This window comes from Sporocytophaga myxococcoides, from assembly GCF_000775915.1.
GTDB lineage: Bacteria > Bacteroidota > Bacteroidia > Cytophagales > Cytophagaceae > Sporocytophaga > Sporocytophaga myxococcoides_A.
Genome location: NZ_BBLT01000005.1, coordinates 170,823 through 191,771, shown reverse-complemented (window position 1 = coordinate 191,771; position 20,949 = coordinate 170,823). Strand labels below are relative to the sequence as shown.

Sequence of the window (20,949 nt, the reverse complement as noted above, 5' to 3'; positions counted from 1 at the left end):
TAACTATTCTTCTTTTTCTATTTCTTTCATTTTGGATTTATTTTTTTTCGGTAACTCACCAGTATAATCAGGTGGGAAACCATTCAACTGCCTCCAGATTTCATAATATATTGGTACATCTTTCAACATCGCCCAACCATAAGCACCAGTGCCAATTCTCAATTGACTTGGCCAGTCATTGTCGGTTTCATCCTGCACTACAAGTATCCTGTATTTCCCTTCACTATCAATATTATCTATCACAGCCACCTTTCCACCGAAAGTACCAAAGCCCACATCTGGCCAACCTGAAAATACAAGTGCCGGCCAACCGTCAAATTGCAATCTGACTTTACTTCCTATTTCTAATAAAGGAATATCCATAGGCTTTACATATAATTCCACAGCAAGATTATGATTGAGCGGCATAATGGTTGTGACAGGTTCCCCTTCTTTAATTGTTTCACCAATTCCTTCTTTTAATGCTTTCACAATAAATCCATCCTGAGGAGCAGTGATGTAATAATAACTTGCTCTGATTTTAAGGTTATCATACTCATTATTCATCTTAGAGATGTCTGCTTCGGCGCTGAAATTATATGACCTGGTAGAATTGAGCTCAGATTCAGCTTTAGAAATTTTATCAAGGTATTCAGCCTTCAGAGAACTTAATTCTATCAAAGCATTGGCAAGTTCATTTTTACTGGCATTAAACTTATTTTCTGTAGACAATAGTTTAGCAGAAGACTCCTGAAATTTAAGTTTTCGTTGTTCATATTCTGTAAGTGATTTCAAGCCCTGCTCGTAAAGTTTCAGTTGTCTTTCCAGTTGATCTTTTGCAATCTGATTTTCAATTCGAATTGCAACCAGGTCCATACTATCACTCTGAACTTTGAGTCGAGTCTGATTTAACTTGTTTCTGGCCTTGTTGAGACTGTATTCAAGACCAGACTTTAAAGCTTCTATCTGTTTGTTCAGAGACAGAGTCTTTTCTCTGGTTGCATTTAATGCTTCCTGTTTCGATTTTATCTGCTCATTCATTCGCTCCAGTTGGTTTGGATCGAAGTATTTTTCTTTAATTTCAGATAAACGGATGATGGTATCACCTTTGGTCACTCTTTGTCCTTCAACTACGTACCATTTTTCGATACGACCTGCAATAGTAGAATTAATGGTTTGTGGACGATCTCCGGGATTTAATGAAGTAAGTTTTCCATAGGAATGAATATTCTGTGTCCACGGCAAAAACGTAGCGATTATTACAAGAAGAAAGATACCTCCACTCCACCAGGCCAGTTTATGAGCCAGATTGGGTGTTTTAGCAAGTTCTATAGAATAGAGTTTTTTAAACTCATGCTTATGCTCTTCTATAAAATGATCAGATAATGACATTATATGAGATCCTTAAAATGAATATTCTGCTTAATTTCTTCGTAACTTCCTTCACTCACGATTGTCCCCCCTTTAAGGATAATTGTACGATCACACATTTTCATGATATTTTCATCATTAGAAATTATGATTACAGTCCAATTGTATTGATTACTCAAAAGTACATTAAGCATTTTCAGCTTAGTTTCTTTTTCAAGCCCAAGCAATACATCTTCCAGGATTAGAAGTTTTGGTTTGAAAACAATACTTCTCGCAATGATTATTTTTCTGGCAACACTTTCAGATATTCCCAGCCTTCCATTAATCAGTCTGGTATGAAAGCCTTCTGACTGACTTTGGATAAACTCCGTTAAGTCAACACAATCAGTTGCCCATTGAACATCTTCAAGTCTGATATTATTTTTGCCCAGTGTTATATTTTCGAGGATTGTACCATCAAACAGATCTTCCTGAGAGGCATTGTTTCCTGTTAAACTTAAAAGACTGTTTTTATTAATATTACGCAAGGAGATATTATTTAAAGTAACTATCCCTTCATAAGAAGTCAAAAAACCTAAAATGATATTAATAAAAGTAGTTTTACCTGAACTGCTGTAACCGGAGATGCAAATGCGTTCGGAAGGTTTAATTTCAAGATCAATATTTTTTAATATATATTCGGGTTCGGCAGGATACTTATATTTTAATTTTTTAATACCAATTGACAATCCGGGTGCATTAGCAGGAAGCTCTAAATTAATACCTTTAGGAATTTCTATAGGAAGATCAATTACATGGCCAATTTTTTCAATACTTGTAAGTACATCATATGCGGTATCTAATTGCATAATTATTTTTTCTACCGCATTCATTATTAAAATGATAATAATTTCTGATGCAACGAACTGACCTATATTTATTTGTTTCTCAACTAACAAAATACATCCCAGAATTAACAAGCCACCAGTAATGAGGGTTTTAAAAGCAACAAAACTTAGGTACTGGGTAATAAGAACATTAAAATGACTATTTCTGGCGTGCAAATAATTACTGACAATGTAGTCTGTTTTTTCCAAAGGTAAGTTGGAATAACCTGCCTGTTTAAAGGTGCTTAAAGACTTAGCAACTTCTTCGAGCCAATTGGCAACCATGTATTTGTATTTAGACTCTTTGAGGCTTGTTTTAAGTCCTTTGGGGCCTGTTAATCTTATTATTAAAAACAGAATAGTAACAAGAAAAATACCAAAGAAAATAAAAGTTGAATGATAAAGTGATAATAACATCAAACCTAATAAAACCTGCAGAAGGGCAGCAGAAAACTCCAGGAGTAATTTGGCAAGGCCTTTCTGAAGAGTAATGATGTCAAAAAAACGATTCATCAGTTCAGGCGGGTAATACTTCAATACGGATTCAATTTTGATTTTTGGAATCCTGTATGCAAATTCGAATGCCGTTTTTGTAAACAACCTTTGCTGTATATACTCTACCAATGAAAGCTGCATTACCTGCAAACCTCCAGTGATCATTATACCAATAATTATAAAAGATATCAATACAATTACTGATGTTGAAACCTGTCCACTGCTTACAAAACCGATAATGCTCTGCACTCCCAGAGGCAATGACAATCCAATTATTCCGGCAATAATGGCATAAATGTAGATATAGAATATCTCCCTTTTCTCAGATTTTAAAATTAAAAGTAATCTTTGAAAGGTTTTAATCTTTTCATAATAGCTGCCTGGCTTGAAGTTGTCATCATTTGAATATATTGGTTGGTTAGGGAAACAGGTGAGAACAAATATCTTGTTATCATTTTCCTTCAGATTAAAAAGCTGCTGGCCTTTCAGGAAATCTGAAAGGTATTCTGACTTAAACTCATACTCCCGTTGCCCACTTTCAGTAATGTTATGTATAAAGCACCTATTGTTGCTTCGGTAAAGAATAGCAGGAACAATCTTATTTTTTTCGTCTTTTTTAAATACAAGAAAAGGAACATCTGAAGTTTTTATCAAATGACTTACCTCTTCCTCGCTCATCCAGTTGCGGAAATATGCAAGATTAACAAAAGAACCTGTTTCGAATAGGTAATCAAGATAACTATTATGATCAATCTCACCTTCGGAATATAGGGTACCAAGTTGTTTTTCCACCTCTTTGATATTGAATGAAATTTCATTCATTTTCAAAAAAAGCTGATGCGTTTCACTGATTACCGAAATATTCATATAATTATTGACTTTCAATAGCTGAAAAAACCAAATGCTCAAGGTACTCTTCCAATTCCCTGTAGTCGTTTCCTTTAATTTTAATATCTGTAAGGGAAGGCAAATGATGCGCAAAAAAAACATGATAATGTGATGCCTCCATCACTGTGCTGGTCAAAGAATGAGCAAACTTATAAGTAGGATTAATCTCCAGTACTATCTCAGCTATTTTTTTGCATAATTTTTTATACTCTCTGTATAATCCATCCTTATTAGCAGAATCAACTTCTTTTGTCAGATAAGCTTTGGATGATTCAGAAACAACTATCCGATGTAAAGCTGCTTCGTCAAAATCTGTTGTCGGATCATCTAACTGAGCCTCTGAAAGAACTTTTATGATTATTTTCAATCGTTCTTTAGGACTTTTGATATTATTGGTCTTAAAAGCAATCTTGTAATCGAGCCACACCCAATACCATGAAATAATATATGCCAACAGCTTATGTTTGTTTTCGAAATACCGGTATACCGAAGCTTCAGTAGATTCAATCTCTATAGCCAATTTTTTGAAAGTAAATTGCTCAAAGCCCAACTGGTCTATCATATTGATACTTTTATTTATAATATATCTCCCGAGCTCTGTTTCCTCGGGATCCCTTAAATAAAGTTTTTCATTTAATTTGATTCTTATCCTGGTGCTCATATTATATTCCCCAAATTACTGACGCAAGTATAATTAAAAATTTTAAAAAAAATAGTAATACTATCATCAATAAAAGTATTATTTAAAAAACCAGTATAATTTTTAACTTACTGTCCATTCAAAGTACGAAAATTGGACAGAGATGAGAATATTCAATTGAAAGGCAAAATAAATCCTTTTTAAAGAAAGGTTTCCCTTTTACTGGGTTTCAGGTATTTCCTGTCACTTTTGTAAATAAAATACAAAAAAAACCCACAATAATAGCTTTACTATTATTTTAGATATCAAAACTACTACAACGATTTCATCGGTACTCTTTCATAAAAAGGAGCAATTTTAATTCTACTTGACCAAATTACCCGCGTGAATTATTGAGATTTCAACCAGGACTTATTTGTTTTCGAACAATCAGTAGTCTTTCGCTAATTGTATAAACTTTCTTATTCCAGCTATATATCTTCTTTGCATGATATCTACTCACCAAGGCTCCTTGAGTTGTATAGCATACAATGCGGTCTTCCAGTCATTGCTGAATAAACATCCGAGATAATCCTGTCTATCTTGCAATTCCATAAATCCCAGTTCAGACACACTAATCTCCAAAAGCTAACTTTAAAAAAATAGCATCTTTTAAGTTTAACTCATTCTGAAAGGTTTTAACCTGTGAGGCCCCAAGAGAAATAAAATGATCTTCAGTTTTAGAATCACAAAATCAGGTATTTAATTCTTCCATCAGCATAAATGCTTGTGACAGTCAACTCAATAGCTGTAACGACGTTCTAAGCTATAGTATTAATGATAGCTATATTCAGGTTTTTCAATTATATTCATAATCCTATTTGCATATCCTATTACTAAAGACATTTAAGAATCCATGAACATTTTTCGTGACATTTTAAAAACTTCATTACTGTGCCTGATATCCATCCAGGTTTTCGGACAAGATTGTGACATTCCTTTAAACTTAGGACATTTTGGAGATCGATCCATTATACTCAATGATGCTCCTGAAACATCTAATTTCAAAGCAATTGCTGCCGGCGGCTCTCATATAGTAGCTGTCAGAGAAGACGGCACTGTCATAGGTTGGGGAAACAACTCATATGGGCAATCGGATATCCCCGAAGGGCTAACAGGTGTTATAGCTGTAGCTGCAGGTGAAAGGCACTGTGTAGCTTTAAAAGAAGATGGAACCCTGGTAGCATGGGGAGACAACCGTGCAGGTCAATCCACTATTCCTGAAGGATTGCAAGGAGTAAAAGCAATATCTTCAAGGGGCTCTGCCAATCTGGCTTTAAAAGAAGACGGAACTGTCGTTGGATGGGGGCATTCGGAAAAAGGACCATACTCTGGTCAGCTGGATTTCCCGGAAAACTTATCCGGAGTAAAGGCAATTTCTTTAGGTACCCTAAATGGAATTGCTCTTTTAAAAGACGGTACAGTAGAAGTATGGGGTGATAATAGTAATGGCCAAACCATGACTCCTCCCGGACTTAAAAACATAAAAGCTGTTGCTGCTGGAGATCAGTGCATGTTAGCAGTAAACCAGGACGGAACAGTCGTTAGTTGGTCAAACTGTTTTGGCACTCCAAAAGGATTATCCGGCGTGAAGGAAATTATAGCAAATACTCTTCATATAGTAGCTTTAACTGAGGATGGTAAGGTCGTTGCATGGGGATTGCCCAGAATAATCGAAGTTCCTGCCGGACTGTCGGGAGTCAGAGCTATCGCCACTGATATTGACTTTACTATTTATCTGGCACCTTCCTGCAATGCATCAGTTGAATCAGCAAGTCTTCCGAATGCGAATATAAGCCAACCCTACTCCTATACTTTGAAAGCTAATGGTATCTGTGACAATCCAAATTGGACTGTTGTTTCAGGAAGTTTACCTTCAGGTCTCCAACTTTCTGAAGACGGTATCCTTTCAGGTACACCAGAGGGACCTTTTGAATCACAATTCAGGTTAAAAGTTAAAGATAAAAACTGTGAAGCAGAAAAAGACTTTACCTTGAAGGTAAATGTTGTGGACAATATTGCAGATTCAGAATTTCCAGATTTACAAATCTATCCTAACCCTGCTACGAACTTCATTGATATAAAGCTTACACAAATGTCTGATAACATATCGCTGGCTTTGTTTGATTCAAAAGGAACCGAGGTTTTAAAAACAGATAACATATCTCAGCGCATTGATATTTCTTCACTCAACAACGGACTTTACTATATACAACTTACTTCCTCTCAAAAAACAACACATCTGAAACTAATAAAAAATTAAACCTTTTAATTATAAGAAAAGTAAAAATGATCCCTATATCCGAATAGGGATCACTTTTACAGGTATCAATAGTCCTCGTTTTCTTAACGAGGATTTAAAAGAATTCCGATATGTATAGCTAATTTCCGATAGTATAAAGAGTAATATTATAGTCATCCAATTATTTAAAAGTAAAATTTATAAAATCATGACACCTTGTTACTGCTGCTCCGGCTTATCTTTTGAATCTTGTTGCGAACCTTTCCTTCTGGGAGACAAATCACCGGAAACTGCAGAGCAATTAATGCGGTCCAGGTATTCGGCCTATGTTGAAGCAGATGTAAGGTATATACTCAAGACGACACATCCCTCTAAAAGAAAATATTATTCAGCAGCAAGCATAAAAAAATGGGCTACATCAAGCAAATGGATAAAGCTGGAAGTTATCACAACAGAGAAGGGCTCTTCAGCCGATGACAAAGGTACAGTTACTTTTAAAGCATATTATTCTAATGAAGAGAACCTATCGGTTGTTCATCATGAACATTCTTATTTTGTTAAGGAAAAGGGTATATGGTTTTTTCTTGAAGGCGAAGTGAAAGAATAATAACTGCTTTTTAACCAATAGTCCTCGTTTCCTTAACCAGGATTTCCAAGAATAGCAATTGAATCGCTATTCTATTATAGAATTAAGAGCAAGCAACTTCTTTAAATCAACCTGAATTAGCATTCAGCAAAAGACGTACTTCTTCAAAGAGAACTGCGATTTATCAATTCATCCAATCATCATTATCATCCTCCTCACGGTTGACGATCTGACTAATGATCTCATCGGCTTCCTTATCGCTATATGTCCCATAGCCATTTACAAATATACCTTTCACTCCATCTTTAGTGTTTCTCATGGCATATAAGACAGCTTCATCTTCCAGGTCGTTCTGTCCGGTAAATCGATAAGTCTTATCGATCACAATGTCATTCAGATTTACTTTTTCATCACCTTTTTTATAGGAAAGACCAACTTCAAACAAATTGAAATCTTCAATATAACCTCTGCTTCTTAGTACATCTATTACTTCCGTTAATGTTTTCTCTGTATTAATCATATTATTTTTGCTTTTATTCAGTTTTGCTACAATAGTCCTCGTTTTCTTAATGAGGATTTCCGGGAATAGCGATTGCTTCAGTATTCTAAAATAGAATCAAGAGGAACCAACTTCTTTAACACATCTAAGAATGCAAAAAAGTCAGGTAGCTTAAACTCATACATTTTGAACACTCTGATGTTTCGCAAGCTCAATATGATCAGAAAATAAAGCCTACTCCAATAATCCTAGTCCAATGGTTCACCAGAGCTTTACCTTACTCCTTAATAGAATTTACCTCCTCTAAGGATTTAACAATTGTACCATTTTTTTAAATAAAAAAAAAGCAATAGTTCTCTGGCTAAGATTATATGCGCCAAGCGTTTGTACTCTATCCCATCAGGATATAAATGATAGTAAGTTTATTAACCATCACTCTATCAAGCCAATAAACTCAAAACCTATTCATTCAATCTTTCTATAAAACTCATCTCCCTCTGTCCTAGAATGCCTGGTGAAACTTCTCAAAATGTTGTACCTTTGAGAACTCAATAACTATAGTACATGGAAGAGCTTCCTAATTTATATGATAGACTGGGTGCTGAAAATCTGAAGCTTTTGGTAGACTATTTCTATGATCTGGTATTTACCGATGAACGACTTGCACCACTTTTCAGCAAAACACCAAAAGAGGTAATCAAAAACAAGCAACTACTCTTTCTTACCCAGTTCCTGGGTGGGCCGGCTGCATATTCTGAACTCTATGGTCATCCTAAAATGAGAGCAAGGCATATGCCTCACGAGATTACAGAAAACAAAGCTATTGCCTGGCTTCAGTGCATGAATAAAGCAGTGTACCAGCTTCCAATAGACGAGCAATTAAAAAAAGAATTATTCTCCAGTTTTCCTAAGATGGCCTTCCACATGGTAAATAGGGAGGAATAATATCTTGTCAATCAATCTTTAAAATATCCTTACCAAATCTACTCGTCATAAGATCTAGTGAATAAAACCTTTAGCATATTGATTAAAAGCGTTCTGTTCTTTTGTACGTCCTGGAACATAACGATTGATTCCATCGCATAGAGTGATGGCATCAATAGATTCCACACAAAGCGGAAGTTTATTCAATTTTGCCCATATCCTAATTATTAATCTGGGATGATATTTTCAAATATGATCAGTCCTTATCATTGACAAAATAGCGATCTTCTTCACTATGACTTAATGGTGCGGTGGCAATGATTCTCAACTTTTCATCCGAAAGATTCTTAAACTTATGCACCTGGTGTGGGTATATGGTAAAGGAATCACCCTTATTTACTTGATCTTCACTTTCCCATATTACACCATCCCCGTTCTTTGTACCCAAGAATACCACTCCTTCTCCGTTCAGAATAAAATAGGTTTCTATATTTTCCTTGTGATAATGAGCATGAATAAATTCTCCCTTACGGAGCTCAATAGCAAACAAAGACATCTTTTCATCGCCCGTCAGTAGAGCCAGTTCAACACCTAATTCTTCATCTTTTTCGATGTCCCTTAATTTATTTTCTATGTTTGAAATAATCATATGTTTAAGTGTTTTAGGTTCTTATATATCCCCATTACATGTGAAAGGTTCTGTTCTCCTGTCATTTTGAAGTAATACTATAATTCCATTGTTCACGGTAATGTTTGTTGAATTGGGAATTCATTCAGTTGCTTCCCTATGAGAACTAATGCTCACTAAAAAATTGCTTTAATATATCAGACTTCTTTATCAAAGAATGTTTTTTTATATAAAATTGAAATCATTAACTGATTAGGCCACAAAATATCTGAAGAAATGCCATTGAGATAATTTAAGAAGTTATAACATTATACATCAAAAAATCTCATAGGGAAAATTCACATTAAACTTACTGTAAATCAATAATTAACCCTTTGCCCAAATCCCACTTTTTAATGGAATATAAAAATATTTTTTTACCTTTCTGATTGTCAAAACAACTTTTATATGGAATCAAACATTGTATCAACTGTATTTTTGCCATTGGCTTTAGCCATTATCATGCTAGGATTAGGTTTATCTCTTACTCCTGCCGACTTTAAAAGAATATTAGCAAACCCTAAAGCGATGGTCGTCGGGTCATTCACCCAATTAATTTTATTACCGTTGCTAGGTTTCGGGATAGCAGCCTTCATGCTTAAAGAATCTCCTGAACTTGCAATAGGGCTAATTATTCTAGCTATGTGCCCTGGAGGCCCGACGTCTAATTTACTTACCCATATTGGAAATGGAGACACTGCACTATGTATTTCCCTGACTGCAATATCCAGTATCGTTAAAATATTTACCATACCTCTAATGGTAAATATTGCAATTGAAATATACCTGGGAGAAGGACAATCTATTCAATTGGATGTAGCTTCCTCAATAATTAAAATCTTTACGGTAACAATCATTCCTGCTTCTATAGGAATGATAATTAGAGCAAAAAACGAAGCCTTTGCAGATAAGACACAGAAACCGGTAAAAATTTTGTCTTCGATCTTTCTTGTATTAATTATCCTAGCCGCAATATTAAAAGAACGTAATCAAGTTATAGGATTTTTCTCAATTGCAGGCCCTGCTGCATTCATGCTTAATATATCTGGTATGACTTTAGGATATCTTATCCCACAGTTATTAAATCTATCTTCTCAGCAACGCATTACAATAAGCATAGAAACCAGCATCCAAAACGGAACCCTTGCTATAGCAATTGCAAGCAGCCCCATAATGCTTAACAACTCTACAATGGCTATCCCAGCAGCCGTTTATAGCATTATAATGTTTATCACTGCAGGCATATTTATTGCTGTCATTAAAAGAAGATCAGAAGAAAAGCAACTGGCTGCTTAATAGTTTATACGTTTAAAGACCTCAAAAGGAAATGAGGGCTTTGAGAATATTGATTGTATAATGTCTACCTGATTTTGCAGCGGAACATTTTCACAATTTATATACATTAAAATAAAGAAGGGGCTTGTTTTGAAGCAGACTCCTTCTTCATACTACATTTGTTAATTAACAATAGCTACTTATTCATAATAAGCTTATTTATCAGTTGCAATTTCCCGTGGTATCTTTACAAAGATAAACATTCTGAGAAAGGTTCTTACTGCTCATGAAAATTCAACCACATGTCCTGGTGAGGAATTAACATCCTGAATGTTTTCTACCCAATCGGAATGTTTCAGTTTTTGCAGCACTGGATTCATTACTCTCTACTGAAAATTGAAAATTTCCGGATGATGGATTGGATATACATCCAATGTTTCCCGCTCTTACTTTATTTCGTGTGTTAACTCTAAACATCACCAGATTCTAATCCTCGCACATATCGATTTAAATTCTTCTAAAATCACCCTCTTCGATTTTAAACATTTAAAAAAGAACTTTCACCCACTCAATGACTTTTAACTTAAAAGAATATCAAATATCACTTGTATATATCGTTAATGAGCTGTTTATTAACTTTAGGTGATAAATCAGAAGTACAAAAAAATACTCCGATACGTTTTATTACCAGAGTACATTTATTTATTGAAAAAAAAATTTCGGTTTTGGGTGATAGTTGCATCGTACATTGCACTTATATAATAAAAATCAAAAACTATGTCAGAAATATCAATTTTAAAGGACTTTCAGGAAAGGCAGGTGCTTTTTATGGAACTTTATAAAAAGGCCTTTCCGGCAGTTGCAAGGTATATCAGCAGAAAAGGCGGGAATTATGAAGAGGCTAAAGACATATTCCAGGATGCATTGATCATTTATTATGAAAAACTTGTTTCAAACTCCTTTTCACATGTCAGGAATGAAAAGGCTTATATTCTGGGAATAGCAAAAAACCTCTGGTGCAAAAGGCTTGGAAGCAATGAAGTCAATGATACAATTGAAAATGCTTTATCAGAAACAGATATAATAGAAACCCACCTTTCTACTCATAAAATCATGTACCTTCTGGAAACTGCTGGGCAAAAGTGCATGGAAATACTGAGAGCATTTTACTATGATAAGGCTTCTGTTTCTGATATAGCGCAACAATTTGGTTATTCAGGAACAAGATCTGCTACTGTGCAGAAGTTCAAGTGTATTGAAAAAATAAGGGAAACAGTAAAAGAAAAATCTTTGGCGTATGAGGACTTCATTGAATGAGATCAGGGAAATTGAAGAATATCTTTTAAAATATTCTACACCCGAATTCAGACTGGTATTCGAAGCCAGAATACTATTGCAGCCTGAGCTGCAAGAAAAAGTAAATGAACAGAAACAGGTGTATGATCTTATAAGGAAATATAGCCGTAAACAACTAAAAACGGAAATTGAGACAGTGCATGACAAGTTATTTACTGCTTCTGAACATAAAACCTTCCGCCAAAGGATTCTTAACTTATTTACCAATTCTTAATCTTCCGTTATGACAATCAAAGCTAACGTTATCCCTATGGTTATTGACAGTACTGGCCATGGAGAAAGAGCATATGACATATACAGCCTTTTGCTGAAGGAACGTATTATATTTCTGGGCACAGCTATCGATGATCAAGTTGCCAATCTTATTGTTGCCCAGTTGTTATATCTGAATAGTCTTAGCCAGCAAGAACAGATCAACATGTATATCAATAGTCCTGGCGGAAGTGTATATGCAGGTTTAGCCATTCATGATGCAATGAAAATGATTTCTGCACCGGTATCCACAGTTAGTGTAGGATTTTCAGGAAGTATGGCAACGGCATTACTTACTTCAGGAAGTAAAGGCAAAAGGTGTGCATTGCCACACGCTACAATTCATATGCATCCTACAAGCGGCGGTGGAAAAGGTTATACGGAAGATGTCAGGATCACTACCCGGGAACAGGAACGAATTCAGGCTCAGTTATTCCATATCATTGGAAATAACACCGGCCATACCTGGCAGGAAATAGAAAGTTTCTTTTTAAGGGATAAGTACCTCAATGCCCTTGAAGCAAAATCGTATGGCCTTATCGATGAAGTTCTGGGAGATACCAGTGATCTTATTATGCTTAATAATAATGCACAGGAGGTTCTTTTGTATCAAATCTGATATCTCATCCTTGAAAAACAACATCTTCAGATTACCTATTGAAGCCAGATAAGAAGTTCAATTGAAAACTTATCTGGTTTTCTTTTTTTTGAAAAAGGAATCATTAAAGACTGTCGTCTTTTAAAAGAATTCAAGCTACCTGTGTATATGAGCATCAAGCCATTAATACCAAGTCATGATCGAATACTAGCTTAATCTTACATTGCAACAGATATCACCTATATCCTAGTTTAAATTGATTATATTCGTATTCATTATTTAATTTATTATCATATAAATAACATGCGCAGTATTCCTTTATTTTCAGTTCTGATTTCATTTATAGTATTAATTGCTTCAATTTTGATTTTTTATATTTTCACGGAGCGGATTGATGCCGGGCATGAAGGTATTCTAGTTCGCTTGTATGGCTCCGAAAAAGGAGTTCAGGATGTAACAATTGTTACGGGAAGAGTTTGGTATAACCCTCTTACTGAAAATGTTTATGAATTTCCGACCTATGTTCAGACAGTTGACTACCCCAAATTTACCGTTAATGCTAAAGACGGTTCTATCTTTGATGTAGATCCTACGCTTAGTTTTAAAGTAAAAGATAACCATTCTCCGGATATCTTTAAGAAATACAGAAAAGACATAGAGGTAATTACTAAAACTACTCTATTCAACTATATCCGTGATGCATTCAGAATTGAATTCAACAAATATTCGACAGACAGCATTATCAGCAATAGAGAGATGTTTGAAAACGCGGTTCAAAAGCACATGCAAATACTCCTGGATAAAGAAGGTTTCCAATTGGAGCAAATGACATCAGGCATTCTTTATCCTGAATCTATCACTCAAGCCATTAATGCCAAGAATGCCGCGATACAACAAGCAATGAGAGTAGAAAACGAACTGAAAGTTGCACAGGCACAGGCAAGAAAACTTATGGTACTGGCAGAAGCTGAGGCCAAAGCTAATGAATTAAGAAAGCAATCATTAAATCAATTATTGATACAACAGCAGTTTATTGAAAAGTGGGATGGTAAAACGCCCATCTATGGACAGGCACCTTCTTTTTTCAAATCTATTAATTAATTTTATGATTTTAAGCTCTAGTAGAAGTCTAACTGACATCTACTAGAGACAAAATTATGAGTTGCCAGCTATTTGAATAAGCTACTTAAGTAATTCAACCACAGAAACTTTTATTCTCCTTTATTTCCGACACTTTTCAATTTCCATATTGCCCCATTTTTAGTAGTCAGTTTTTCCAGGCTATTTTTGCCTGAAAGTTCATTTAAATGCGCTTCACTTTCACTTCTTGGCATACCAGATAATTCTGAAAATTCTTTAGCTGTAAGGGAATTATATTTAAGAAACAACGTTTCCCAGTTTTTACTGTATTCACTTTTTGCCATAGAAGGACTTAACTTAAGAACAGCTGTTTCATAAAATGCATAAGGCTTTGAACCATACACGGTTTCTTTATTACCATCCTTATCAATAAAAAACATAGTAGGAAACCCTCTTACACTAAACTGTCTGGCGAGTTTCAGATCTTCCTCAAAAAGCGTTTTTCCTTTTCCATCATAATCAATTTTCAGTTGTGTAGCATTTAATCCTACTTTTTTAGCAGCTGCTTCAAGATGCTCCCATTTTGCAATGTTCTTTTTCTGTAAAAAAACCATTTCGCGGATTTCCCTTAAAAACAAAACGGCAATGTCTGCATTCTGCAGTTGTGCTGCCTTAAAGGCAATAGACGGTGGATAAGAAGAAGATAAAGGATCTTCCAGCCAGACATCTCCATCAATAGGCATATCGTAATGAACGCTCACTTCATCCCAGTGATGAGCAACATCAGAAGGTTTGCTGATCCCACCACTGTTATAGCTCCAATCAGGCAACAGCCCTCCCATTCGGTATTCAATTTCCAAATTATTACCATACTCCAGCTTTAATTTGCGTAATTGAGGCTCTATTCCCCAGCAAGAAGAACATATAGGATCAGTGAAATATACTACTTTAACCGGCATGGCATTTTTTTGCATTTTGATTTTTGCATTGTTTGCACTATCAGGAATTCCACAAATTCCTTCTGCCGGATCGCATAATAAAGGATTTTCCTTTGTCTTATCAGTCATAACCTTATTGTTTTTTTGTCCCTGACAGCTTGTAATAATTGCTGTTGCAAGAATTATTAGATATAGATTGAAACATTTTAACATTGTTAAACTTTTTTTACTATATAAGTATTTACAGGCAATAAATGACAGAAAATGAAATAGCTTTATAAATGCTGAAATCTTATTCCATCTCAATAGGCAATATACCCCTGTTCCTATCGTTGTATTCATCTTAGTATACATGAATGCTATTGTATCAATGAATTTGACTCTTAAAATCCTTTATTGATCGCAAATATAGTGTACGTAAAGCTTTAGAGTGTTATCAGTTTCCAATTGGAAACTAGTATACAATAGGGAACTATTTGTATTTTTAATAACTTCATATGAATTAGTTCACATTGTCTAAATATCAAAGTGATGAAGAAGCAACAAATGGTTAACAATACAAATATCTGCAAAACACGGATAAACGCTATTAAAGACACTATGGATATATTATCAGGCAAATGGAAGTTTCACATTCTTGGAACGTTGATGCAGGGAGGTAAAATGCGCTTTATGGATTTATTACGGGAAGTCGATGGTATAGCTGCAAAAATGCTATCTAAAGAGCTGCAGGACATGGAAATGAATAAATTAGTAAGCAGAACTACCCTAAACACAAAACCAATCACTGTAGAATACGAAGTCACTGAATACGGTAAAACTTTGGAACGTATCATTGACGAGATCGCCATTTGGGGAATTGAATACAGGAAGGCTCTTTATGATAAGGAACAAACGGATTTAAAATAATAAAACTACACGTCCCACTAAAAGCTATTGAGCTATTAAACAAGAAACCTGACGATCCCACAATTATAGCATTTCAGGCTATTGCAACTCTTTAACTTTTATCAGCTTATTACCATCCCATTTATATAACGTGCATATTGTTGTTACCTTAGCATTTTCAGATTCATCAATATCAAAATCAAGATTCGGGTCATCATAGCCATTGCTTTCATATTGAATGACCACCATATCCTCTACTGGAATATTGTACTCTGACACATAAGGAAAAACATTCAATTCTGCTTTAGCTGAACTAAAAATATTTTGAACATCAGCATCTGCCACAAGCAGAACTTTTCCATTGTGGAACTTCAATGGTATATAGGCAACCTCCTGGTTATAATAGCCTCCTTCCCCTTCAGATTTTACTGCTGCAACCTTTATCAATTTGTTTCCATCATCAAGAATAAATTCTTTCATTCCTCCTCCAGGGCATGACAGTCGATAAGTTTCGTATACGAAAAGTTCATTGTAATTATCTCTTTGCTTACCTGCATTAAGAGTGGTATTATATACTTTAAAAAAACGAAATCCACTCTCCCGATAACTTGTTTTATAACGCTCAAGTATCTTATGATTATTGATTGAAAACCGTCTTAATTCTACTGTTCTTTGATTGTATTGATCTATTAGTGTATCAGATTGCCCCACAAGAAAACCATAACCTTTATCATATTGAATATACATGAAATCTGCAAAATCTTGGTAGCGAACATATCCTAATTTATTAACATCATCCGGATGCATAACGGTAGTCCACCACTCTCCCTGAGATTCTAAATTTTTGATTCCTTCTATACGCTGGACTTCTGAACAAAAAGGTAGTTCAGTTAATATGGTGCTATTGCTGTCTGGTTCAGAATATATATATGTTTTCTCTGCAAAAATATAATTTGATTTATTGCCCCCTTCATCCGGGTATGAAGAGTTAAATACAAATCGATTTTGCTCTTCTCTTATCTGTTTTCTAAGAACAATTTTGAGAGAGTCAATATTTAATGAAGGAGGACAAGGCTTTTCTGCTAACACCTCATAGTCATCCTTATCCTGACCATCTATGCAGGATGAAAGTATAAAAATAAATACATTAGCTATAAAGAAAAGAACAAAGGTTATGGCTTTAAATGAGTTCATATCTGGTCTAAAAACAATATACATCCGAAATGCTAAATCAATACCTCCGATTGCATTAAGTATATTCTAAATATAATAATTATACCCAATAATTTCATTACCAATCTCAGCAAAACATATACTACCAATTTATGATTTTGCACTATCAATCAAAGGCCCCTCCCATATCCAACCCCTTCGTCTGTAAGAAAAGGAATTAAAGGTTAAATTCTGTCAGGTTCTTGTCCCAATCTTTTTATTTTACAAGCTGTTTCTCCTTATTTTGTACGTATCCTCTGATATAATTTCAAGTATAATCTCTTCAGTTGTCATTTTTGATACATTTAATTTTCCATTCAACACCCAAAGAGAACAAGACTCTGAGTATAACCTCATTGCCTGCAATAAATATCATTTAAATATAGAATTATTTTAAAATGATAATCTTCTAACCAGTAAAATAACTTAGTAAATTTGTAAAAAAGCGCAGCTGGCTTAAAGTTACTAGCTAAAAAACTCTGGTAATCAACAAATAAAAATTATCAGAAAGATATTTACTTATAAATATTTGAAAACTGTAAAATAAAAAAATCAGTAAAACGACTAAAGAATTAAAAGTCTGTCTTTTAATAATCATACAAAGAATCTGTTTTAAAACAAAACATTGATGATTGTTTGTCAAAATATGTAAGACAAACTTTTATTTTTATAACAACACTTTAATAACCACCAGATTGAAAAAGCTTAAAGATTTTGTTAAATGTATAAAAAAGGAGAAAGACCACTTCAAAACAAGAAGAACTCCTTCACAATTGGCTATTTCCATTTTTGATTCTATTGATTATGTACCTGTAGATGAATGGAATAAAATCGTACCTCAGCATAAAGGATTAATGCGTCACCCTTACCTCAAATCGATTGAAAATTCTTCAAAAGAGAAAGAACAAAGCAGGTATGTTTTAATTTATAAGGATAAAAAACCTGTTGCAGCAGCCATTTTTCATATAGTAGTAATTACCGGTGAAGATTACCGGTGCTCTGACAATAAAAAGCATACGCTTGAAAAACTAACCAACTCAATAAAGGATAAAGCCAAGCTACGCATGTTGGTATGTGGACACACCCATATAAGTGGAGATCATGGTTTTATTTATTCTTCTGACATTACATACAAAGAAGCCTTTCATGCATTAGCAGATGCTTGTTATCAGATCAGGCGCTCTGAGAAACTAAGAGGCAAAATCAACCTTCAATTGATCAAAGACTTCTATGAGGACGAATTTACCACTTCTGGTTACCTTAGTGTCTTTAAATACCGACAGTTTAAGGTAGACCCCAATATGATCTTAAAAATAAGACCTGAGTGGAAATCTTTTGATGATTATCTTAATGCTATGAATAAGAAATACAGAAAAAAGGCCTTAACCACCATCAAGAAGGGAGCGGAACTGAAGCGAAAAAGCTTAACTGCAGAAGAGATACAATCCAATTTTGATAAAATTCAGATGCTTTATTCTAATGTTGCAGATAAAGCAAAAGTACGTATCAATCATTTTGACGTTTCTTATTTATATCAATTAAAACTGAATTTAAAAGAAGAGTTTGAACTGGTTGCCTATTACCTAAATGAAGAAATGGTAGCCTTTAATACCTTTATTTATTGGGGAGATAAATGTGAAGCACATGTAATCGGAAACAATTATGATTTAAATAACCAATACTGCATTTACCCGAACATTCTGTATGATTATGTAAAAGGCACGATTGAAAAGAAAAAAAGCATGCTGATCCTGGGAAGGACTGCTATGGAAATGAAGAGCAATATTGGAGCTGAGCCTGCTGAAATGTGCTGTTATGTTCGACATTCAGGTCCTTTGTTTAACAGGGCATTAAAACCTGTTTTTCATTACATTAAACAAACAGAATGGACACAGAGAAGTCCATTCAAAGAGGGCGATACTGTTGATTGTGATAACTGAAAAAAGTACTTTTAAAAAATAATGTTGAACAATTTGATTAAATCAACAATGAATATTAAACATTTTTTTTTGCATTACCTTAGAACAACTCTGCAAATCTTTTAGCTGGTATCAATTATAAATTTTAAAGAAGGAAAGCGAAACTCTTCTATAGATTGAGAAAAAGATGGAAAATTTTCTCACTCTTTTTCTCAATTAAGTAATATGATCTATTTTCATAAAGCTTCAATTTTTGCTTTCATCATGATTCCTCAATGCCTTCATATAAACAATGAGATAATCCATTTCTTCTTTTGATATTTCATTTTTCTTAAATGAAGGCATTCTTCCAAGACCAAATAAAAATGCTTTACTCCTTACACGAAATCGTTTAGTCACTCCTGGTATCGCTAGGTTATTTAAAGATGGCCCCACTCCTGCTTCCCCTCCTGGATGACATTTCTGGCAATTGTTCATAAAAACAATTTCGCCTTTTTTTATCTCTTCATTTTTAACCATTGATTTGGCCATAATAGGTTCACTTCTTCTTGCAGATCCACAGGAAGTCAGCAAACATAATAGTGACAGGGACAGACTGAATATCAATAATAAATCAATGCTGTATTTCTTCATTTATTTGTAACTTTTGAAATTTCGTTTTTCTCAACTTTCCATATCACACCTGTTTCTTTCTTTGGAGAGGGTCCTTCCTTGGTAATTGGCATTACACCAAAATCAACAATATAGAGGCTCGTTCCAGCAGGATCAAATTTGACATCGATTGGTCTTTCAATTCCACCCGATCCGGATTGAGATGCGGGAGCATTGACTCTTCCTTTGTTTACTACAAAGTCATTAATTACACCTGTTTCAATATTTACCCTGACAACCTTAAAACCTACGGGTCCGTAGATCCGGCCTACTTCAGGAGCCATATCTCCAAATTGAGCTACAAAAACTTCACCTTTATGTCCGAAACTATTACTTCGTGAAAAATCCAAACCATTTGCAGATGAATGTACTCCAAAAATTGCCACTGGTTTTGGAGGAGTTCCTGGATGAACAGCAAGCAGAAACTGTGGGTCATTTTTATTCGTTTCGAAATCTTTGGATTGCATTGGTCTTCCTTCAGCAAAATCAGGCCATCCATACCATGTGCCAGGTTCAATTGACCACAATACATCTCCAGTTCCGAAGCCAGGTCTGCTGCCTCTGGTATCATATGAGTTTTCTGTAACGAATAATTTTCCGCTTTCTGAAAATGTAAGTCCAAAAGGGTTTCTTAATCCCCAAGCCACAACTTCAAGAGTACCACCATTCACCGGTACTCTCATAACTGCGCCTGAACATGGAACCTTTCCTTTAATGACCTGATTGGCTACAGTACTTGTACCATAAGGAGAATAAGCACCTGTTCTGACTTTTTCCTTTTGATCAGTCAGAAAATTTTTGGTTTCAAAATTCTGTCCGTTAAGTGTAATATCTTTGCAGGGGATATCATGGAACTCAGGATGCCTTTTAAGCCAGCCATATCTAAAATTATCCTCTCCTACTATGCCTGAATTGGTCGCCACCCCCTGTCCAAAATAAACATATCCGTCATCTCCCACTACAGGACTATTAGTATGATGATCTCCAAAACTAGGAAGGTTATCAGCCAGAACGGAAATTTTACCTTCTTTAGAAATCTTCAGAATCTTTCCACCTTCCAGCTGTCCGCCCTCTGCTATAAAAAAATTCCCATCATGGTAGTCAATACCTGTCCATGGACCATTTTTTTCACCCCTTGCTATCTCTTTTAACTGTCCGTTTGATTCCACCTGAAGCAATCTTGGTACTGTCCATAATTCTCCATAGGAGTAACCGGCTTCAATCACATAAACATTTCCATCATTATCAAAAGTAATTCCGGTAGGAAAAGTCAGGCCTGAAACAAGGGATTCAATCTTATAACCCGGAGGTAATGCAATATCATTCACCGATATATTTCTTGATACCGGATCGAAACTCTTTGCACCCCCATAATGACCTCGAAGTTTATAACACCCTGCAATGATGGGAAAGATTAGGATTATCATTCCTGTAAAAAAACTATACCTTATCATGCGTATGAATATTTATAATTCATAAGACTCAATGAATAAAATTGTTCAAATGATATTATGTTTCTTGAAACTTCTCATTTATGATCTGATAAAGTCAACCAGAACTAGCTGAATTTATGAGTTGATTTGA

The 20,949-nt window shown here is 34.8% G+C and carries 21 protein-coding genes; 10 read left to right on the top strand and 11 right to left on the bottom strand.

From position 1 onward, the window contains the following. Positions 1 to 3: 3 nt before the first annotated feature. The 3 genes from MYP_RS13430 to MYP_RS13420 are packed head-to-tail and all read right to left on the bottom strand — an operon-like array spanning position 4 to position 4,260. Complete coding sequence (locus MYP_RS13430) at positions 4 to 1,371, bottom strand: HlyD family secretion protein (protein ID WP_045464297.1); 1,368 nt, start codon at positions 1,369 to 1,371, stop codon at positions 4 to 6. Further along, positions 1,371 to 3,578 carry a peptidase domain-containing ABC transporter gene (locus MYP_RS13425; protein WP_231570043.1) on the bottom strand — a complete coding sequence of 736 codons (2,208 nt, stop codon included), beginning with the start codon at positions 3,576 to 3,578 and terminating at the stop codon, positions 1,371 to 1,373. Before MYP_RS13425 ends, MYP_RS13430 begins: the two co-directional genes overlap by 1 nt. Positions 3,579 to 3,582: 4 nt before the next feature. Then, on the bottom strand, positions 3,583 to 4,260 hold the full coding sequence (locus MYP_RS13420; RefSeq protein WP_045464295.1) for a TetR/AcrR family transcriptional regulator: 678 nt from the start codon (positions 4,258 to 4,260) through the stop codon (positions 3,583 to 3,585). An 874-nt stretch (positions 4,261 to 5,134) separates the two neighbouring features. On the opposite strand from MYP_RS13420, the gene MYP_RS25110 reads away from it, so the two are divergent. Then, the gene (locus MYP_RS25110; RefSeq protein WP_052430196.1) at positions 5,135 to 6,541 is read left to right on the top strand and encodes a T9SS type A sorting domain-containing protein; all 1,407 of its coding nucleotides are present in this window, start codon (positions 5,135 to 5,137) and stop codon (positions 6,539 to 6,541) included. 187 nt (positions 6,542 to 6,728) lie between these two features. Continuing rightward, positions 6,729 to 7,127, top strand: coding sequence for a YchJ family protein (locus MYP_RS13410; protein ID WP_045464293.1), 399 nt, complete (start codon positions 6,729 to 6,731; stop codon positions 7,125 to 7,127). A 163-nt stretch (positions 7,128 to 7,290) separates the two neighbouring features. On the opposite strand, the gene MYP_RS13405 is transcribed toward MYP_RS13410, so the two are convergent. Further along, positions 7,291 to 7,626, bottom strand: coding sequence for a hypothetical protein (locus MYP_RS13405; RefSeq protein ID WP_045464291.1), 336 nt, complete (start codon positions 7,624 to 7,626; stop codon positions 7,291 to 7,293). Between the two features lie 543 nt (positions 7,627 to 8,169). Between MYP_RS13405 and MYP_RS13400 the strand changes: the two genes are divergently transcribed. Next, on the top strand, positions 8,170 to 8,550 hold the full coding sequence (locus MYP_RS13400; protein WP_045464289.1) for a globin domain-containing protein: 381 nt from the start codon (positions 8,170 to 8,172) through the stop codon (positions 8,548 to 8,550). Positions 8,551 to 8,604: 54 nt separating this feature from the next. On the opposite strand, the gene MYP_RS26745 is transcribed toward MYP_RS13400, so the two are convergent. After that, positions 8,605 to 8,736: a hypothetical protein gene (locus tag MYP_RS26745; RefSeq protein WP_262506769.1), complete on the bottom strand. Its 132-nt coding sequence runs from the start codon at positions 8,734 to 8,736 to the stop codon at positions 8,605 to 8,607. Positions 8,737 to 8,785: 49 nt separating this feature from the next. Continuing rightward, positions 8,786 to 9,178, bottom strand: a complete 393-nt coding sequence (locus MYP_RS13395; RefSeq protein WP_045464287.1) for a cupin domain-containing protein — start codon at positions 9,176 to 9,178, stop codon at positions 8,786 to 8,788. 426 nt (positions 9,179 to 9,604) lie between these two features. Here MYP_RS13395 and MYP_RS13390 point away from each other — a divergent pair, with 426 nt between their 5' ends. Next, positions 9,605 to 10,492 (top strand): bile acid:sodium symporter family protein, encoded by an 888-nt coding sequence (locus MYP_RS13390; protein WP_081990515.1) that lies wholly within the window; start codon positions 9,605 to 9,607, stop codon positions 10,490 to 10,492. A gap of 297 nt (positions 10,493 to 10,789) precedes the next feature. On the opposite strand, the gene MYP_RS26390 is transcribed toward MYP_RS13390, so the two are convergent. Continuing rightward, entirely contained in the window at positions 10,790 to 10,948 is a 159-nt protein-coding gene (locus MYP_RS26390; protein ID WP_197060081.1) for a hypothetical protein, read from the bottom strand. A gap of 300 nt (positions 10,949 to 11,248) precedes the next feature. Here MYP_RS26390 and MYP_RS13385 point away from each other — a divergent pair, with 300 nt between their 5' ends. From MYP_RS13385 to MYP_RS13370, 4 genes are all read left to right on the top strand, one after another. After that, entirely contained in the window at positions 11,249 to 11,788 is a 540-nt protein-coding gene (locus tag MYP_RS13385) for an RNA polymerase sigma factor (RefSeq protein ID WP_045464285.1), read from the top strand. Beyond that, on the top strand, positions 11,769 to 12,041 hold the full coding sequence (locus MYP_RS13380; protein ID WP_045464283.1) for a hypothetical protein: 273 nt from the start codon (positions 11,769 to 11,771) through the stop codon (positions 12,039 to 12,041). The genes MYP_RS13385 and MYP_RS13380 overlap by 20 nt, the downstream gene beginning before the upstream one ends. Positions 12,042 to 12,050: 9 nt before the next feature. Continuing rightward, complete coding sequence (locus MYP_RS13375; RefSeq protein WP_045464282.1) at positions 12,051 to 12,698, top strand: ClpP family protease; 648 nt, start codon at positions 12,051 to 12,053, stop codon at positions 12,696 to 12,698. Between the two features lie 282 nt (positions 12,699 to 12,980). Beyond that, on the top strand, positions 12,981 to 13,778 hold the full coding sequence (locus MYP_RS13370; RefSeq protein WP_045464280.1) for an SPFH domain-containing protein: 798 nt from the start codon (positions 12,981 to 12,983) through the stop codon (positions 13,776 to 13,778). Between the two features lie 110 nt (positions 13,779 to 13,888). Here the strand turns inward: MYP_RS13370 and MYP_RS13365 are convergent, their stop codons facing one another. After that, entirely contained in the window at positions 13,889 to 14,824 is a 936-nt protein-coding gene (locus tag MYP_RS13365) for a ClpXP adapter SpxH family protein (RefSeq protein WP_045464679.1), read from the bottom strand. Between the two features lie 402 nt (positions 14,825 to 15,226). On the opposite strand from MYP_RS13365, the gene MYP_RS13360 reads away from it, so the two are divergent. Next, complete coding sequence (locus MYP_RS13360) at positions 15,227 to 15,604, top strand: winged helix-turn-helix transcriptional regulator (RefSeq protein ID WP_045464278.1); 378 nt, start codon at positions 15,227 to 15,229, stop codon at positions 15,602 to 15,604. A gap of 78 nt (positions 15,605 to 15,682) precedes the next feature. Here MYP_RS13360 and MYP_RS13355 read toward each other — a convergent pair whose 3' ends face one another. Further along, positions 15,683 to 16,777 carry a hypothetical protein gene (locus MYP_RS13355; protein WP_045464276.1) on the bottom strand — a complete coding sequence of 365 codons (1,095 nt, stop codon included), beginning with the start codon at positions 16,775 to 16,777 and terminating at the stop codon, positions 15,683 to 15,685. Between the two features lie 713 nt (positions 16,778 to 17,490). Here MYP_RS13355 and MYP_RS13350 point away from each other — a divergent pair. Beyond that, positions 17,491 to 18,735, top strand: a complete 1,245-nt coding sequence (locus MYP_RS13350) for a peptidogalycan biosysnthesis protein (RefSeq protein WP_045464274.1) — start codon at positions 17,491 to 17,493, stop codon at positions 18,733 to 18,735. Between the two features lie 225 nt (positions 18,736 to 18,960). On the opposite strand, the gene MYP_RS13345 is transcribed toward MYP_RS13350, so the two are convergent. After that, entirely contained in the window at positions 18,961 to 19,347 is a 387-nt protein-coding gene (locus MYP_RS13345; protein ID WP_045464271.1) for a c-type cytochrome, read from the bottom strand. Next, entirely contained in the window at positions 19,344 to 20,792 is a 1,449-nt protein-coding gene (locus MYP_RS13340) for a PQQ-dependent sugar dehydrogenase (RefSeq protein WP_231570042.1), read from the bottom strand. Before MYP_RS13340 ends, MYP_RS13345 begins: the two co-directional genes overlap by 4 nt. Between the last annotated feature and the right edge of the window lie 157 nt (positions 20,793 to 20,949).

Excerpts from the sequence above, each read along its gene's own strand:
- MYP_RS13430 (WP_045464297.1), bottom strand. The coding sequence starts at position 1,371 with ATGTCATTATCTGATCATTTTATAGAAGAGCATAAGCATGAGTTTAAA.
- MYP_RS13425 (WP_231570043.1), bottom strand. The coding sequence starts at position 3,578 with ATGAATATTTCGGTAATCAGTGAAACGCATCAGCTTTTTTTGAAAATG.
- MYP_RS13420 (WP_045464295.1), bottom strand. The coding sequence starts at position 4,260 with ATGAGCACCAGGATAAGAATCAAATTAAATGAAAAACTTTATTTAAGG.
- MYP_RS25110 (WP_052430196.1), top strand. The coding sequence starts at position 5,135 with ATGAACATTTTTCGTGACATTTTAAAAACTTCATTACTGTGCCTGATA.
- MYP_RS13410 (WP_045464293.1), top strand. The coding sequence starts at position 6,729 with ATGACACCTTGTTACTGCTGCTCCGGCTTATCTTTTGAATCTTGTTGC.
- MYP_RS13405 (WP_045464291.1), bottom strand. The coding sequence starts at position 7,626 with ATGATTAATACAGAGAAAACATTAACGGAAGTAATAGATGTACTAAGA.
- MYP_RS13400 (WP_045464289.1), top strand. The coding sequence starts at position 8,170 with ATGGAAGAGCTTCCTAATTTATATGATAGACTGGGTGCTGAAAATCTG.
- MYP_RS13395 (WP_045464287.1), bottom strand. The coding sequence starts at position 9,178 with ATGATTATTTCAAACATAGAAAATAAATTAAGGGACATCGAAAAAGAT.
- MYP_RS13390 (WP_081990515.1), top strand. The coding sequence starts at position 9,605 with ATGGAATCAAACATTGTATCAACTGTATTTTTGCCATTGGCTTTAGCC.
- MYP_RS26390 (WP_197060081.1), bottom strand. The coding sequence starts at position 10,948 with ATGTTTAGAGTTAACACACGAAATAAAGTAAGAGCGGGAAACATTGGA.
- MYP_RS13385 (WP_045464285.1), top strand. The coding sequence starts at position 11,249 with ATGTCAGAAATATCAATTTTAAAGGACTTTCAGGAAAGGCAGGTGCTT.
- MYP_RS13380 (WP_045464283.1), top strand. The coding sequence starts at position 11,769 with ATGAGGACTTCATTGAATGAGATCAGGGAAATTGAAGAATATCTTTTA.
- MYP_RS13375 (WP_045464282.1), top strand. The coding sequence starts at position 12,051 with ATGACAATCAAAGCTAACGTTATCCCTATGGTTATTGACAGTACTGGC.
- MYP_RS13370 (WP_045464280.1), top strand. The coding sequence starts at position 12,981 with ATGCGCAGTATTCCTTTATTTTCAGTTCTGATTTCATTTATAGTATTA.
- MYP_RS13365 (WP_045464679.1), bottom strand. The coding sequence starts at position 14,824 with ATGACTGATAAGACAAAGGAAAATCCTTTATTATGCGATCCGGCAGAA.
- MYP_RS13360 (WP_045464278.1), top strand. The coding sequence starts at position 15,227 with ATGAAGAAGCAACAAATGGTTAACAATACAAATATCTGCAAAACACGG.
- MYP_RS13355 (WP_045464276.1), bottom strand. The coding sequence starts at position 16,777 with ATGAACTCATTTAAAGCCATAACCTTTGTTCTTTTCTTTATAGCTAAT.
- MYP_RS13345 (WP_045464271.1), bottom strand. The coding sequence starts at position 19,347 with ATGAAGAAATACAGCATTGATTTATTATTGATATTCAGTCTGTCCCTG.
- MYP_RS13340 (WP_231570042.1), bottom strand. The coding sequence starts at position 20,792 with ATGATAATCCTAATCTTTCCCATCATTGCAGGGTGTTATAAACTTCGA.